At 32.8% G+C, this 16,346-nt stretch carries 12 protein-coding genes and 1 tRNA gene; 9 read left to right on the forward strand and 4 right to left on the reverse strand.

Annotation, left to right across the window (positions count from 1 at the left end; all coding sequences use genetic code 11):
• The first annotated feature begins 344 nt into the window (after window positions 1–344).
• From KAOT1_RS04210 to KAOT1_RS04220, 3 genes are read left to right on the forward strand one after another with little or no spacing between them, the layout of a single operon-like run.
• Window positions 345–3,089: an ATP-dependent helicase gene (locus KAOT1_RS04210; protein WP_007093470.1), complete on the forward strand. Its 2,745-nt coding sequence runs from the start codon at window positions 345–347 to the stop codon at window positions 3,087–3,089.
• A 2-nt stretch (window positions 3,090–3,091) separates the two neighbouring features.
• Window positions 3,092–5,011, forward strand: coding sequence for a site-specific DNA-methyltransferase (locus tag KAOT1_RS04215; RefSeq protein ID WP_007093471.1), 1,920 nt, complete (start codon window positions 3,092–3,094; stop codon window positions 5,009–5,011).
• A gap of 4 nt (window positions 5,012–5,015) precedes the next feature.
• On the forward strand, window positions 5,016–8,408 hold the full coding sequence (locus KAOT1_RS04220; RefSeq protein WP_007093472.1) for a DEAD/DEAH box helicase: 3,393 nt from the start codon (window positions 5,016–5,018) through the stop codon (window positions 8,406–8,408).
• Between the two features lie 64 nt (window positions 8,409–8,472).
• Here KAOT1_RS04220 and KAOT1_RS22710 read toward each other — a convergent pair whose 3' ends face one another.
• Window positions 8,473–8,619, reverse strand: coding sequence for a hypothetical protein (locus KAOT1_RS22710; RefSeq protein ID WP_007093473.1), 147 nt, complete (start codon window positions 8,617–8,619; stop codon window positions 8,473–8,475).
• A gap of 410 nt (window positions 8,620–9,029) precedes the next feature.
• Here KAOT1_RS22710 and KAOT1_RS04225 point away from each other — a divergent pair.
• A tRNA-Ser gene (locus KAOT1_RS04225) sits at window positions 9,030–9,114 on the forward strand.
• A 215-nt stretch (window positions 9,115–9,329) separates the two neighbouring features.
• Here the strand turns inward: KAOT1_RS04225 and KAOT1_RS04230 are convergent.
• Window positions 9,330–9,722, reverse strand: a complete 393-nt coding sequence (locus KAOT1_RS04230; protein WP_007093474.1) for an acyl-CoA thioesterase — start codon at window positions 9,720–9,722, stop codon at window positions 9,330–9,332.
• Window positions 9,723–9,858: 136 nt separating this feature from the next.
• Here KAOT1_RS04230 and KAOT1_RS04235 point away from each other — a divergent pair, with 136 nt between their 5' ends.
• From KAOT1_RS04235 to KAOT1_RS04245, 3 genes are all read left to right on the forward strand, one after another.
• The gene (locus tag KAOT1_RS04235) at window positions 9,859–10,488 is read left to right on the forward strand and encodes an NAD(P)H-dependent oxidoreductase (RefSeq protein WP_007093475.1); all 630 of its coding nucleotides are present in this window, start codon (window positions 9,859–9,861) and stop codon (window positions 10,486–10,488) included.
• Window positions 10,489–10,559: 71 nt separating this feature from the next.
• Window positions 10,560–11,015 (forward strand): thioredoxin family protein, encoded by a 456-nt coding sequence (locus KAOT1_RS04240; protein ID WP_007093476.1) that lies wholly within the window; start codon window positions 10,560–10,562, stop codon window positions 11,013–11,015.
• A 127-nt stretch (window positions 11,016–11,142) separates the two neighbouring features.
• The gene (locus KAOT1_RS04245) at window positions 11,143–12,336 is read left to right on the forward strand and encodes a DegT/DnrJ/EryC1/StrS family aminotransferase (RefSeq protein ID WP_007093477.1); all 1,194 of its coding nucleotides are present in this window, start codon (window positions 11,143–11,145) and stop codon (window positions 12,334–12,336) included.
• 371 nt (window positions 12,337–12,707) lie between these two features.
• Here KAOT1_RS04245 and KAOT1_RS04250 read toward each other — a convergent pair whose 3' ends face one another.
• Together KAOT1_RS04250 and KAOT1_RS04255 are read right to left on the reverse strand one after the other, a co-directional pair.
• Complete coding sequence (locus KAOT1_RS04250) at window positions 12,708–13,514, reverse strand: hypothetical protein (protein ID WP_007093478.1); 807 nt, start codon at window positions 13,512–13,514, stop codon at window positions 12,708–12,710.
• 2 nt (window positions 13,515–13,516) lie between these two features.
• Window positions 13,517–14,071 (reverse strand): RNA polymerase sigma factor, encoded by a 555-nt coding sequence (locus KAOT1_RS04255; RefSeq protein WP_007093479.1) that lies wholly within the window; start codon window positions 14,069–14,071, stop codon window positions 13,517–13,519.
• Window positions 14,072–14,203: 132 nt separating this feature from the next.
• Here KAOT1_RS04255 and KAOT1_RS04260 point away from each other — a divergent pair, with 132 nt between their 5' ends.
• A complete protein-coding gene (locus KAOT1_RS04260; RefSeq protein WP_007093480.1) occupies window positions 14,204–14,821 on the forward strand; it encodes a hypothetical protein in 618 nt (205 codons plus the stop codon).
• A 233-nt stretch (window positions 14,822–15,054) separates the two neighbouring features.
• Window positions 15,055–16,278, forward strand: coding sequence for a S8 family peptidase (locus KAOT1_RS04265; RefSeq protein ID WP_083777283.1), 1,224 nt, complete (start codon window positions 15,055–15,057; stop codon window positions 16,276–16,278).
• The last annotated feature ends 68 nt before the right edge of the window (window positions 16,279–16,346 follow it).

Genomic DNA, 16,346 nt, shown 5'->3' on the forward strand with positions numbered 1-16,346 from the left:
TTGTTGTTTCCTGCTTAGGTTTTGTATAAAACCTCCGCAGGTTTTTTTATGGAGTCACATTTGGGAGGATTTTTGGTGGTTTGCTACATGTTTTAGGGTGATTTTCCTTTTTTAAAAAGTTCTTTTAACGGGTAGTTTTTTGTTAGGTTGCTTTGAGGAACTTATAAGGTGATGATTTGTTTGTTGAAAGTGTGGGTTTGTTTTTTACGGATTTCCATACTTACCATTGATGAATAAGTATTAGTATTGTGTTATTCTAAGTTAGAATAAGGAAAACAATAATTGTTTTTCTATATTTGGATTACTAAGTTATTATCGTTCTATTAAAGACCAATCACCACCGAATGCAATACACTAAAGAGCAACATTCTGCTATAAATACTATTAAAGATAACCTACAAATCATTGCTTGTGCTGGTGCAGGTAAAACTCAAGTTATAAGTCAACGGTTAGTAGAAGTCTTAAAACAAAAAGATGTTGAACCTATAAATGTTATCGCATTTACGTATACAGAAAAAGCTGCTGCAGAACTTAAAACAAGAGTTTTAAAGTTATGTAGAGAACAATTGGGTGACATCAAAGGGCTTGCTGATATGTATATTGGTACTATTCACTCTTGGTGTTTGCAGGCAATTCAGGATAACATATTCAAATATCAAAAATATTCAATATTAGATGATATCAAACAAAAGCTATTTGTAGATAAGTACTATAACTTTATAGGAATGGCTTCTGTTGGGATGGATAGGTATAAAGATACAGGTCGTTTTCTTGCAATTATGGCTTTGTTTAGAGAAGCTGAATTAAATGAAGGTGTTAAGCTACCAGAAGAATGGGAAGAAGCGGTTAAAAGTTATGAAGAAACTTTGCATAAGCATTCTTACTTTGACTTTACAATGATTATGACAGAGGTTATAAAAAACCTTAAATCAAATAAAGATTTTCAAGATAATGTATTAGGAAATCTTAAATATTTGGTAGTCGATGAATACCAGGATGTAAATCCTGTCCAAGAAAACTTAATAGAAGAATTATCAAAATCAAATTGTAATATATGCGTTGTTGGTGATGATGACCAAACACTATATGAATGGCGTCTATCAGATGTAAAGTATATACAACAATTTAAAGAACGATACAAAGATGTTTCTTATATCAAATTAGAAGATAATTTTAGGTCATCAAAAGGTATTATAGATGCTGCTATAAAGTGTATTACTAATAATACACAACGCTTACCTAAAATAATGAATGCTAAAGGTCACCAACGTTTTAGAGATGGTGATATTATTTACAACCAATATGAAGACGTTGAAAGTGAAAACCAATTTATTGCAGAAACCATTCAGAAATTAAGAGGTAAAGAATTTCAAGATAGAAATGGAGGAGCAAAAAGAGGTTTAGACTATTCAGATTGTGCAATATTATTAAGAACCTGGAAAAAGGCAACTTCCATAATGGAGATGTTAGCAGCACATAATATTCCTTTTGTTGTAAGTGGTGTAAATAATCTTTTTGAAAGACCTGAAATAAAAGCATCTAAAGCTATTTATCAATACCTAAATAATGATATAGAAGAAGATACACTAAAAGCATATTGGGAAGCTGTATCAGAAAACATTAAAAGTGAAGATATAGATGCTGCTATTGAAGCTATTAGTAAAAAGAAACCTAATCCTAAAATGTACTTCAGTACGTTTAATATTCAGGAAATATTTTGGACGTTTATTGAAAAGGCTAAATTATCAGAAGAAGTTTTTGCAGACAAAGAACACGAGGGCATTGTAGGCAATGATATTAATGAAGTGATCTATTATAATTTAGGGATGTTCTCTCAAATTATTAATGATTATGCAAGTATTCATTTTAAAGATAAACCTATATGGAAATTAAAAGGTTTCTTAAACTTTTTAAGGTATTCAGCAGATGGATATTATCCAGAAGGTTGGTTAAACAATAGTTACAAGACACCAAATGCAGTTCAGATAATGACTGTATACCAATCAAAAGGATTAGAATTTCCTATTGTTTTTGTTCCTGGTTTAAATAAAAACTATTTACCAATTAAAAGACCTGGAGGTAAACAAATATGGCACTTTATAGAAAGAGAATGGATTAAAGACCAACACAGATTAGAAGTTAGTGAAGAGGCTGAAAGACGTTTATTTTATGTGGCTATAACTCGTTCTCAAAAGTATCTTTTTATCACTCGTAGTAAAGAGAATAGACTCTATCAAAAAGAGTCACCCTTTGCTAAAGAAGTAAGCAATTCTGATTATATAATATCAGATAAAAACCCTGATTATTCACATTTAGAAAATCTAACACCAACACCTAAAAAAGAAGCAGGTGCAATTCAATTAAACTTTTCAGTATTAAAAGCATTTTTTGATTGCCCTTATCGTTTTAAACTAATTAGTTTATATGGTTTTGTATCACCAATTACAGAGCGTATGGGATATGGTAATTCAATTCATAATGTATTAATGGAAATGCATCGAAGACATCTAAACGGTGAAGATGTATCTAACATTAATATTGATGAATTAGTAGAAAACCACGTTCATATACCCTATGCAACTAATATCGTGTTAGATAATATTAAGCAAACTACTAATAACGTCGCAACTGCATACTTGGAAGAAAACCACAAAGAGTTTGACAATATTGAATATGCTGAACAAGAGATTCAAATTGATTTAGGTGATGGCATTATGGTAAATGGTAGAATGGATTTAATCAAGAAAATTGATTTAGATGGAAATGAAAGTACGACCATAATTGATTTTAAAAGTAAAAAGGAATCACAAGACCAAGACATTACAATGGAGCAATTATCTATGTATGCGCTTGGTTACAAAGAACTAACAGGTAAAACGGCGGATAGACTTCAGATTTTTAATTTAGATGAAGACAGAAACTCTAAACATACACAACGTTTAGACAACTCAAAAATTGACGAAATAAAAGAACGTATCATTACTTCTGCTAATGATATAAGAGATAATAAATTACAGAAATCTTGCCCACCATCAACTTGTAATACTTGTTGGCAAAGGCAATTATGTTCAGGTGTAAAAGCAAATTAAATATGGCTAAAAAATATAAAGGTTCATTAAGTCTTGAATGGTTTAATAAACAAAAAGCAATAGTAAATCTTAATGAGGACAGTATTAAATCAGAAAATGATATTCCTGCACCTCGTATTAACTGGATTAACAAAGAAGAAGCGCTGTTTTATGAGTTAAACGAAGAAGAAGGAAAGGGAAATACACCATATTGGGTAAATAGAGATGATATACGTGTTAAAGAAGCAAGACCTTTAGTGTTTCAAAAAGCCTTTAAAGCTGTAGCGAAAGACGAAGAATTTACAATTCAAGAAATAGATAATGAAGAAGATGCATTAGATATAGAAAATATGCTAATTAAAGGTGATAACCTTTTAGCTCTAAACACTTTAAAAAAACACTTTGATAAGTTGCCAGATAATGAAAAAGTAAAATGTATTTATATAGACCCACCGTATAATACAGGTTCAGCTTTTGACCATTACGACGATAATTTTAAACATTCGGAGTGGTTAACTTTAATGAGAGATAGATTAACAATTCTTAAAAAAACACTTCAAGATTCAGGTACTATCTTTATTTCAATTGACAACGAAGAGTTACCATATTTAATGGTTCTTATGGATGATATTTTTGGAAAAGAAAATAGGAAAAACATTATTACATTAAAGAGAGGTTCAGCAACTGGAGCAAAGGTTATTAATCCTGGATTAGTTAATATTTCTGAATTTATTCTTGTTTATAGTAATGATATTGAAAACTGGAAACCTAATAAATTATATTCTGGAAAGTCAAGAGATGAACGCTATAGTACGTTCATTACTAATTATGACAATACAAATTTTGAAAATTGGAAATTTTGTTCTTTGCTTGAAGCTTTTGCTTCTTTCCATAAAATAGAAAAAAGACAAGTTAAGAAGCATTTTGGTTCTTCTTTTGAAGATGAAATAACAAACTTTATAACGGATAATTCTGAAAGAGTAATTCGTTTTGCCAGTTTAGATTCTAACAGTATAAGTAAATCTGCACGAGAATTAAAAATAAAATCAAAACAGGATGATAGCAAGGTGTTCAAACTTGAAAGAGATAATGGTAAAAACCCTTATTACATATATAAAGGAAGTATTATTTTATTTGTAAAAGATAGATTGAAAACAATTGATGGCAAGTTAAGTTTTAGTGAACCTCTTTCAGATATTTGGATGGACACTTTACCTAATGATTTACATAATGAAGGTGGTGTAGATTTTAGAAAAGGGAAAAAACCTGAAAAACTTCTTCAAAGACTAATTGAGTTGGTTACAGATGAAGGTGATACAGTTCTTGATATTTTTGGAGGAAGTGGTTCTACTTTTGGGACTGCACATAAAATGAATAGAAAATGGATTGGTGTTGAAATAGGTAATCACGCTGAAACTCATATTATTCCAAGATTATCTGCTGTATTAAAAGGTACTGATACATCTGGCATTTCAAAATCTGTCAATTGGCAAGGTGGTGGTTCTTTTAAATATTATCATTTAGGAGAATCTATTATTAGCATAGATGAAGAAACTAAAAAAGGAGAATTTAATTGGTCTTTAGGTAAGCAGTTTATTCAAGAATCACTTTTACAATCTTATGATTTTGTAGTACAAGATATTAATGTATTTCCTGCCCAAATATTCCAGGATGAAGACAATAAGCCTACAGTTGGTAAAATAGTGGGTTCTTCTAATGTAGCAGTATATGGTCTAGCGTTTTTAGCAACTCCACAAGAAAGTAATTTAACGATTACCAACGAAGAGGTGAAAACTATCTACAGTACTTTAAGGAATCAACCAGACTTTCAATCATTGGTTATCTACAGTAATAAAGGTATAGATATAGCACAAGATACGATACCAGAAGATTTGGCTATTATAAAAGTACCCCACGCAATATTTTCAGAATTAGAAAGATAGTATTATGGCAAAGAAAACAGTAAAACCTTACTATCAAGAGTTTCAAAAAATATTGCATTCTAAATTAGAAGATATTAAAGGTAGAATAGATTCAACTGCTGGAGATATATTTGGTAACCTTACACCAGAAGCCTCTTTCCTTAAAGATTTAGCAGAAGGTGTCACTAAATATCCTTTTAGATACTATCAAAAAGAAGCTATATATACGCTACACTCTATTTATAAACAAGCAATTGACGTATGTAAGTCACCAGAAGATATTCAGAAGAATCTCTTACGCCAAGTAGGCTATAAGCATATAAAACCTTTGTTAGAGAAAGTAGACAAAGAAACAGGGCAATTAGCACCGTTTATTGGCTATGAAATGGCTACAGGTTCAGGGAAGACTATGCTTATGGGAGCAACTGTATATTACTTGAATAAATACCATAATGTCAAAAATTTTTTAATTGTAACACCGTCATCTACCGAAATCTATAAAAAGACCATACGTAACTTTACGATAGGTACAAATGAAACCGTATGGAATGATGAAGTTCCTTTTAAATTTAACCTAATTACTGGAGATAATTATAAAGACACAAAAGACCTTTTCGCAACAGATACAGATGCAAACATTTTCATATTCAACATAGATAAGTTTGGCACGAATGCTACACAAACAAAAAAGCAATGGGAAGGTTCAGATTGGAAAGATAAAGAGGGTAATACCATTAGTTTATTAGAATTTCTATCTCAAAATGATTTAGTAATTATTACAGATGAAGCCCACCACGCTCAAAGTAGAAAAGCAAAGCAAGTGATTAATGCGTTTCATCCTTTAGCCGTTATAGAATTCACAGCAACTGCCATAGAAACAGAAAGAAGTCAGGCTAAAAAGAATCAAACCATTGTATATAAATATGATATCAAGCGATTTTTAGAAGACAAGTATGGTAAAAAAGTACGTGTACTAGCATTACCAGGGCAAGAATCAAAAACTAAAGGTAAAAAGACGGAACTTTCAGATTTAGAAAAATATAAGCTTCTTACCTTCTTTTTAGTGCATTTGGTAAAAAAGAAAGCCTTAAACAATGATATTAAATGTAGAGACCTAAAACCCATTGGTTTTGTAAAGGTTAAAAATGAGATAGCATTTGCAGAAAAGGTAGAAATCTATATCAAAACGGTTTTAGCAATGGATACTGAAATACTTGACGTAATATTAGAAAAAGCGAAAGCAGAAGATACAGAAACAACAAATCTAATCCTGGAAATGTTCGAGTCTGATTACAATTCAGATACTTCTCTTTTATTGAAAGACATAGATAAAGTGGCTCAAACCTCCATCTTATTACATTCTAAATCAGATAAATTAGTAAAAAAGCAATTTGATGATATTCAAAAGAATAGAGTAGAAATTGTAATTTTTATTGATATGCTAAACGAAGGAATAGACATGCCAAATATCTATTCTATGGTAATTATTAACGATACACCTTCAGAGTTTAAAACGTCAGTAAAGCAAATAGTAGGTCGTGGTGTACGATTAAATAAACTACAAAGAGAGTATGATGAGGTTGAAGATAATGACCTATTAACACACACCGAAAAGCTACATATAGTTTGTGATAAAGGAGCGTCTTTTGAAGAAGTGGTATTGCAAATACAACAAGAGTTTGGCTTAAATGACAAAACCTTTGCAATGGAACGTGGTGCAGAAGAAGTTATTGAAAATCCTGTAAAAACAGAAAAGTTAAAAGGAATTCAAATTCCCAAAGTTACTATTGATTTTAAACGTAAACAAGGCGCTAACATCCAAGCGGTAATTACTAATTATGACAAGATCATTAAAGACTTTCTTGCTTCTAATTCATTTCCAAGAACAATTAATGGTACTTCTTGCAAATTCTTAAAATACACGCCAAATAATTTCTTTACAGAAGTAGACTTATTTACGGATGAAAAGATATTTCATAAATTAGGTGAAGACCAAGACTGGCCATATGAACCTTTGCGTATTTCAGAAAAAGATATGAAAGAGGTGTATGGTAGAGTATTAAAAGATTTACAAGCAATTCCAGACATACCTAAAACATATACTACTTTTCAGGAATATGGTAAACTATTAAATAAGATAGGTTTTTACTTTTACAACTTAGACGAGGTAGATCATAAATTAGCTGTCAATAGGTTTAAAGATAGCTTTACATATTTCTATATACATTATGTAGAAAATGAATACTTTGAGCTAGATCTAGATACCTTAGATTCTGAATCAAACTCTTGGTTATTACAGCGTGAGTTTAAAACAGAAAAGATAAAAATCCGAACAAAGGATAAAAACAACGATTCAAGAAACAGTACTGATAAAGATGAATTGATTGCTCTTATAAAAAATGGGTATTACTTTTATGGCTATGAGAATTCAGCGTATGATTATGATAAGTTTGATTCCTATCCTGAAAAGCTTTTAGCGGATTACGTAGACTATCTCATTACGAAAGATACCAGTGGAAAAGGAAAGGTAATATCATTAAACTATGAAGATGAACGTGAAGAAGTAAGTTACGATCTAGCAGATGCAGCTGAGGAATATGATGCTTCATACAAAAAGAAAAGTGAGCCGTTTTGGTTACGAAATGAACGTAATATTCACTTTAAGTATGGTACACATAAGTATTTCCCTGATTTTATATTCTTCTACAAGAAAATTATATATGTGATAGAAATAAAGGGAGAAGCTTTTTCCAATGTTAAAAAGAATAGATTACTATTAGAACTAAATAATGTAGAAGGTATTGGAAAGGTAGATAGTTATGTAGGTATGGTTGTCTTTGAAGTGCAAATGAAGAATTTAAAAGACCTAACAAAATCATTTGATGAGTTTAGAGCAGAAGCAGAAGAGTACTTTAAACAATTGCAAACTAGATCGGAAGTTGTCTTAGATGAAGATGTACCAAGCGATTTAAAATTTATTGAGTATGTTCCTGCATACGAAGCAAAACAAGCTTATTCTAAATTTATTTTACATAAAGAACCAAAGTCTTCAAAATGGTTAAAGGTAAATAAACACACATACACAGAAACCACATTTGCGACCATCGTTAAGAACAGTGATTTAGGTGAAGAATTCAAGAACAAATGGATATTAATGGATAGTAAACCATGTATAGTAGAAGAGCTAGAAGGTAAAATAGTATTAGCGTATCATTCAAAAATAAATGACGATGCTTATAAAAAAAGTGGCTTGACAATAAAAAGATTTGAAGTAAGGGAAGAATCGCATAAAAAAGGTTTATTCGATGAGACTATACGCACCATAATATTATCGAACGAAGATGGAGAAGAAATTAGTATCAACCAAAAGTTATCAGAGTTTAGTGTGATAGGAGTGAAACTCCCTGTAATTTTATAACTCATACAATACTAACCAAAAAAAGCAAACTCCAAAAAGTTTGCTTTTTTAAGTAGATTTGGTATTAGCTCTTTTCGCAAACACAACCTGTAAATACTACGGTAGATTGTAATGTAGTTGGTAAAGCTCTACCACCTTTTAATCCAACAGGATTGATATTGCTAATAACTTTTTTACGAAGCGCTAGGCTTTTCATACTTTTTTCTCTCATGATTATAAGTTTTGATTATCATAGTAATATAGAAAAGTAAATGCTAAAAAAATTATGGAAAAACCATAGAAAGAGTGGTGTAGGTATTGCATAACACTAGGTTAGATTGTGATTTGAAACTGCTTAAAAGCTACTTTGTCATAATTAAATAATGGATGGTTTATAGTAAAAACAGTAAAACAAAAAGGACATCAGCGTGCGGTATTGCTATGAAATTGGAGCGTATGTGTATAATGATACTTATTTTTAATACTAGAAAGCATCTAAAAAATTCATCCTAAAATCAACAGAAACAATAAATTACCAATAGAAATAAAAAAAGTCTTAAAAAAAGCTATCATTTTGTTTTAAGAATTGAAAAAGGTTTCTATATTTGCATCCGCAATCAGGGAATACCTGATGAGACACTCGGAGAAATGGCAGAGTGGTCGAATGCGGCAGTCTTGAAAACTGTTGACTGTAACAGGTCCGGGGGTTCGAATCCCTCTTTCTCCGCAAACAAGCGCAAGGCTTGAAAAGAAAAACCACCAAGTTTACTTGAGTGGTTTTTTTGATTTTAAGACTTTGGCATTTGCAAAATGCTGTAAGAGGGAGATTGGAACAAAATCCCTCTTTCTCCGCAAAACCCTTGTAAACGAAATGTTTATAAGGGTTTATTTTTTAGGTGTAAAAAAAGGTGTACGTATTAGCTTTATTAAACTATGTTTCAATCAATCCACCATCTTTACAGGATTCTTGTTGTCATCAATCGCGACGAAGGTAAATAGTCCTGTCACTGCTTTTTTGCGTCCTTCTTCATACATATTTTCCATAAAAATATCTACTTGTACCACACAACTCGTATTTCCGACTTTAATAACATTAGCAATTAATTCTACCAAAGTTCCTTGCGGAATGGGTTCTGTAAAATCAATCTTATCGGTAGAAACAGTCACAACTTTCTTTCTACTAAAACGTGTTGCGCAAATAAACGAAGCTTCGTCCATCATATGTAATGCAGTTCCTCCAAACAACGTATCGTAATGATTGGTAGTATTGGGAAACACCGCTTTAAAAATGTGTGTTTCAGAATTTTTAATGCGTTCGGTAATTTGTGGATTCATGGAAAATGTATTTTGTTATAAAGCAATTGGTTTAATTTATCGCAAAAGCTTCTATTTCTTTTTGGGTATTGCTTATTTTTGATTCAGAAATTAAAATCACTTCTAAAGTGAAATTTAGAACTCAAAGATAACCCATATGCAAATAGTAGACAGCCTAAAATGGAGATATGCAACAAAAAAATTTGATGCAACTCGCTTTTTAGAAGAAACTCAAATACATACCTTAAAAGAAGCTTTTAACCTAACGGCAACTTCCTACGGATTGCAGCCTATCCGTTTAGTAGTCATCAAAAACAAAGCACTTCAAGAAGAATTGGTGCAATACTCTTGGAAACAACGCCAAGTAGCAGATGCGTCTCACTTATTAGTCATTTGTATTGAAACGACGATCAACAGTGAAACCATCGAAGCATATTTCAATCGTGTAAAAACACTTAGAGAAACGCCCGAAGATATCTTGGCACCGTTTAGAAACTTTATGATTGATACTTTCTCAAAGAAAACACAAGAAGAACTCAACACTTGGGCGTCCAAACAGGCATACATTGCACTTGGAAACTTGCTAACAGTTTGTGCGGCAGAACAAATAGATGCTTGTCCAATGGAAGGGTTTTCCCCTGAAAAATATGACGAAGTATTAGGCTTAAAAGCAAAAGGACTTTCCTCAGTATTGGTATTGCCTGTTGGTTACAGAGCTGCCGATGATATGTTTTCAGATATGGCAAAAGTGCGCAAGTCGGTTGCAGAAAGTGTGATTGAAATGTAATATTTTGGCAAGATTGTTGTTTTAAGAGAAGAAACATATATATTTGTTTGACGCCTTAACACCGTACACACATGAAAAAACTACTTTTTTTAGCCGTATTATTTATCGGATTTTCTGCTGTAGCGCAGGAAGAAGTAAAACTAAATTGGCTGACAGATTTTGAAAAAGCAAAGAAAATTTCAAAGAAAACAAAGAAGCCTATTTTAATATATTTTACGGGAAGTGATTGGTGTCCGCCGTGTAAAATGTTGAAAGAAGATTTCTTCTACACAGAAAAATTCAAGAAAAAAGCTGAAAACTTTGTATTGGTCATGGCAGATTTTCCAAGACGAATTGATATCATTACAGAAGATCAACGTCAGCAAAACATAAAACTAGCAAGGAAATACAATACCAAAAATAAATTTCCAAACATTGTTGCGGTAGACCATAAAGGAAAAGAAATCGACAATATCATGTCGTATAACATGATGCGCGATACATCAAGACATTACAAATTTCTTGAAAAATTAATGGAAAACAATTAAGTAGATGTACATAAAATACAGCCTCTTTTCTATACTTTTGTAGTGTAGGAAAGAGGTTTTTTAATATTGAAGTGATTTAAACTTTTTTGATTTTCTAAAAAACCTAAAATCAAGCAAAAAAAACACTATGCCAGGATTTGAATTATTTAGCGACGCCGAACGTAAAGAAGTACACGATGTATTAGACAGTGGTGTATTAATGCGTTACGGATTTGATGGAATGCGTAACGGACATTGGAAAGCAAAAGAACTCGAACGTGCGTTAGAAGCACAGTTTGATGTAAAACATACACAATTAGTTTCCAGCGGAACCGCCGCCGTTTCTGTCGCGTTGGCAATAACAGGTATTGGAGCAGGAGATGAGGTGATTATGCCAACATTTACCTTTGTGGCAAGTTTTGAAGCCATCATGATGTTGGGCGCCATTCCTGTTTTAGTAGATATTGATGATACACTTACGTTAGATCCGGAAGCAGTTCGCAACGCCATTACACCAAAAACGAAAGCCATTATGCCTGTGCACATGTGCGGAAGTATGGCGAATTTGGATGCGATTAAGTCTATTTGTGACGAACATAATTTAATCTTAGTTGAAGATGCCTGTCAAGCAATTGGTGGAACCTACAAAGGAAAAGCGCTCGGAACCATTGGTGATGTTGGTTGTTTTTCATTTGATTTTGTAAAAACAATGACCTGTGGAGAAGGTGGCGCAATCATTACAAACAATAGCAAATACTCATTAAATGCCGATCATTATAGCGACCACGGACACGATCATGTGGGAAGCGACAGAGGTGCAGAAACACATCCGTTTTTAGGCTATAACTTTCGTATTTCCGAATTGAACGCGGCAGTTGGTTTGGCACAAGTTCGCCGTTTGCCGGAATTCTTAAACATTCAAAAAAAGCATTACAACATACTTAGAGAAGCTTTGGCAGACATTCCAGAAGTGACGTTTAGAACCGTTCCTGAAGGTGGCGTAGAAAGTTGTGCGTTTCTCAACTTCTTCTTACCAGAATTAGGTGTCGCACAAAAAGTCATGGCAGGATTCAAAGCCAACGGAATTGATGTGTGTTTTCATTATTACGATAACAATTGGCACTACATTCGCAAGTGGGAACATTTGAAAAACTTAAAATCATTATATCCAATTTCTGCGGAAGTCAAAGAAGGAATGAAGTATTTAGATACGAAAACCTACGAGCAGTCAGATCATTATATTGCGCGAAATATTTCTTGTTTGATTAAAATGTCATGGACAGCAGAAGAAGCAAAAGCCAGAGCTTCAAAAATGCGTGAAGTGATTTTAGCTTCGCTTTGAAATGTTGAATTTTAAATGTTGGATGTTGAATGTTGAATGTTGGATGTTGAATTGAAAAGTATCTGAAACGTCATTGCGAACACAGTGAAGCAATCTCATAATCAATACATAATAGTTCTACAATAAACAGCTTCCCATAATAAAATTGATAATGAGACCGTCTGATCGAGTGGAATTCTGAAAGAATTTTGTGTCGAGATCTGCTACATTATTCAAAATAAACATCTTGCTTCCAAATACTTATTGATATAAATTTGTGATACAAATTGACTCGAAGTGACGATTGGGAAAGGTTGGTTTATGAGTTTATAAGTTTATAAGTTTATAAGTTGAGGCGTTTATTAGTGAAACTAACGAATTAACAACTAAATCTACTCCAAAGTTTCCAACAACTCCAAGGCTTCTGAGTATTTATAATTTGTTTTTAAAGCCGTAATTTTCTTTAAAGTTTCTTGTAAATTCTTAGCATCTTCTGTTTTCAAATACACCAACGCCATATACCACAATCCTTTGCTAGCATCAATTGCATCACTTTCAGAAATAGTCTTAAATACCTGCAATGCTTCCGAATTTTGATGGAGTTGCACCAACGAAAATCCTTTGTAAATCCTCACGTTTGTTTTGTCTGTCGTAGCAGAATTTAAAAAGCGATCAGCTACCAAAATACACTTTTGATATTCACTATTTTTATACAAAAGTTCAATTTTTTCTTTTATATCTGTCGTATTTTGATCTTGTACAATAAACGAAGGTGTATCATTCCAAGTTCCGTATTGTGTGTACAATTCATCTAAAGTTGGTTGCGTAGTAAATTGATATACGATAGTTAGCAACAACGCAATACAAGCAGCAGCAAGCGGAAACCAATATTTTTTTAAAGTGAATGTTTTCTTTTCTGTTTCAAAAGCAGTGTCAGCATGTTGTTGCAATTTCTCTTTAAAATCAAGTACATCAACTTCTTGATACCATTTTTGAACAGTATGGTAATGCTTACTCGTATTTTTATGTGCAAACCAATCTTTTTCACTTATGGCTTGTTGTAACTGTTTGCTAAGCGTTACATATTCTTTCAGTTCAGGTTGATCTTTTTGCTCCTGTTCAAAGTCAAGAAGCTCCTCAGGTGTCATTTCACCTTTTAAGAAACGTTCGGTTTTTAATTCCCAAAGAAAATCTTCCATGCTTAGTTATTTTTAAGTTTTTTAAATCGAACATCAGCTTGTATCATTTTAAACAATTTAGTTTTGCACCGAAAAGCTTTCTGTCGCGCTGCATTTTCATTAGAAAACTTTAGTTTCTTTGAAATTTCCGCATACGAAACCTTGGCAAGTGTTAGCTTAATGATGGTTTTACAAGTTTCTTTGAGCGATTCAAGTTTTTCTTTAAAAAGATTCCATTGCAATTGTTCTATGTGAAAACTTGCCAAATCAGGGCTTTCATCAACAAGAGTTACCGTATTTAGTTTTGTTACGCTATTTTGTGAAGATTGTTTTATCCAGAAGTTTTTACACACCGTAAATAGGTAATTGTCAAAATTAGAAATCTGTAACTTTTCCTTTTTTAGCAATGTGTAAAGAACCAATAATCCATGCTGAAAAACATCTCTTGCTTGTTCTTTAGTTCCACTATTTTTTAAGATATAAGCTTCAACTCCGAAGTAATTTTTAGCGTATAGTTGCTTTAGAAAAGCAGCGTCTCCATCTATAAATTTACGAATACAATCTTCGTTTTCAGTCATTTAAAAAGCTATGATTATTTTTTTAATAAAAAAACCGTAACAAAGATGCTAAAAATACTCTACATGGGAAAACAGCGTCTAATATCTAACACGCAAAACCAAAGTTAGATACCATTTAAAATTAACCTTATTATGAAAAAAACCATTTTTATCATCATCATCTTTGCTTTCTGTAGCTGTAGTACAGACCATGAAGAAACCTTTCAAGAAGAAGCGCGAACAGTTGCTGAAACCGTAGTAAACAAAACAAATTATAGCTACGATCAATGGGGAAGTATCAATACATACGATCCTATAAACAGAGAAGCGGTAAAGATTTGGATGACGTACGGACATTACAATTCATTGCGAAGACAAGGAACTCAAGGCATGGAAATTTTAAAAGTTCCGAACCAACCCATATATGCAATTGACGCAGGACGCATGAATGTTGGAATGCCAAATATTGGTAATCCGTTGCCTTTTGCAGGATGTAACTATTTTAATGACTTGGCAAATAGTTCGTCTCCTTGGGCATTACAGTTTTTAGCGGGCGAAATTACGTTAGCACAAGCGATTGTACATGAACAAGTTTCGCAACAAGCCGAGGCAAATGCTACTGGGCAAGCAATTTCTTTTGTGATATGTTATGATGGTGTTGTAGTTGGATTTGTATGTGCCGTTCCTGATGATACGGGATTTGTGTCAAATCCTGGAGGTGTCGCTAACGAACCCGGAGAATTATCAGGTTCTTGGAGTCCAGCAGAGTAATACCAATTTACATTTAAAATGGTGTTTTGGATACGAAGTTGCTTTGGCAGTGTAGAACGCTGTGAATCCTTTGCATAGCCGTAGCTACGGAAAGTATTCGCAAGAAACTAGACTGCCAAATGAACGAGTTTATAAACATCATTTTATGTGTAAAGTGGTATAATATACAAACAAAGCTCTTGTTTTAAAGAGCTTTGCTATCTTTCTCCTACTAAAACCTAAACGTTTATATCATGAAAAAAATAATATATTTTATACTTATTAGCTGTTTAATGAGTTGCGAATCTGAAACGATTGAAGCATCAACAGTACACGAATCATTCACAAATCAAAAATCATCTGGCGGAACAACAATTCCTAAAGACGAAACAGTTGTCATCCGATTTACGGAAGGTTTATCCGCTACAGCGAAAGCCATCATACGAGCAAAATACGGCGTTATTGCCTTTGAAAATTGCTCTTGTGGAGATAAGAATTTAGAATCATGGGATTTAGAAACCATTTACGAAGGCGCTACCATTGAAGAACGCGTGACTTCTATGGAACAAGACCCAGAAATGGAAGGCGCAGATTTTAATTTTGATATCAATATTTCGAGTCAAGTACCTAATGGTGTTGTCGGAACGATACATTATCAAGATGTATTGCCAAAAATAAAAACACAAAAAGCGGCTGTAACTATTGGTGTGTTAGATACAGGAATTGATCCTACGTACTTCGGATTTCAGCAAGCGTTTTTGCACAATAGCGCGTTAGATGAAGAAACGTGTAGCGATGAATTTTTTGGTTGGAATTTTGTCGAAAATAATAATCTATCTTTTGATGACAACGGACACGGAACAATGGTCAGTTATTTGGCATACGAACAACTTGAAAATACAGGAACTAATTTTGAGATTATACCCGCAAAAGCTTTTGATGCAGCAGGAAAAGGTTCCTTGTTTCAAATAGGTTGTGGGTTGAGTTATCTTATTCAGAAAAAAGTAAATATTATCAATATGAGTTTTGGATGGACAGAAACTCCCTCAACAGTTATTGAAAGTTATATTAAAGAGACAGAACGCGATATTTTAATGGTAACTTCCGCAGGAAATACAGGTGCTGATAATGATTTGACTCCACATTTTCCATCGTCTTACACCACGGCAAATGTGCTGTCAGTAACGGCTGTAGATGGTGAAATACCGCCAAATCTGGTTTTGTCGCTTTCCAATTATGGTTTTGTATCTGTTGATATTGCTGTAAAAGGCATAGGAATTCCGTTTTATTCAGCACCAGAAACAGCTCCAATTTCAATTACAGGGTCTTCGTATTCGTCAGCAAAAACTGCAGGATTTGCAGCATTAAAATACCAACAAGGAATGTCTGTAGATATGTTATATCACAGGATTTTACAAGATAAAATTCAATCGAGCAGTCTAAACCAAATTAAATATGCTTCTTATTTAGATTTATAGTATTTTAGAATCTTCTACTAAAAAAAAGAAGATTTGATAATGAGCCTGCAAAAAGTGAAAAACAATCG

It is taken from the genome of Kordia algicida OT-1 (assembly GCF_000154725.1).
In the GTDB taxonomy this organism is placed as follows: domain Bacteria; phylum Bacteroidota; class Bacteroidia; order Flavobacteriales; family Flavobacteriaceae; genus Kordia; species Kordia algicida.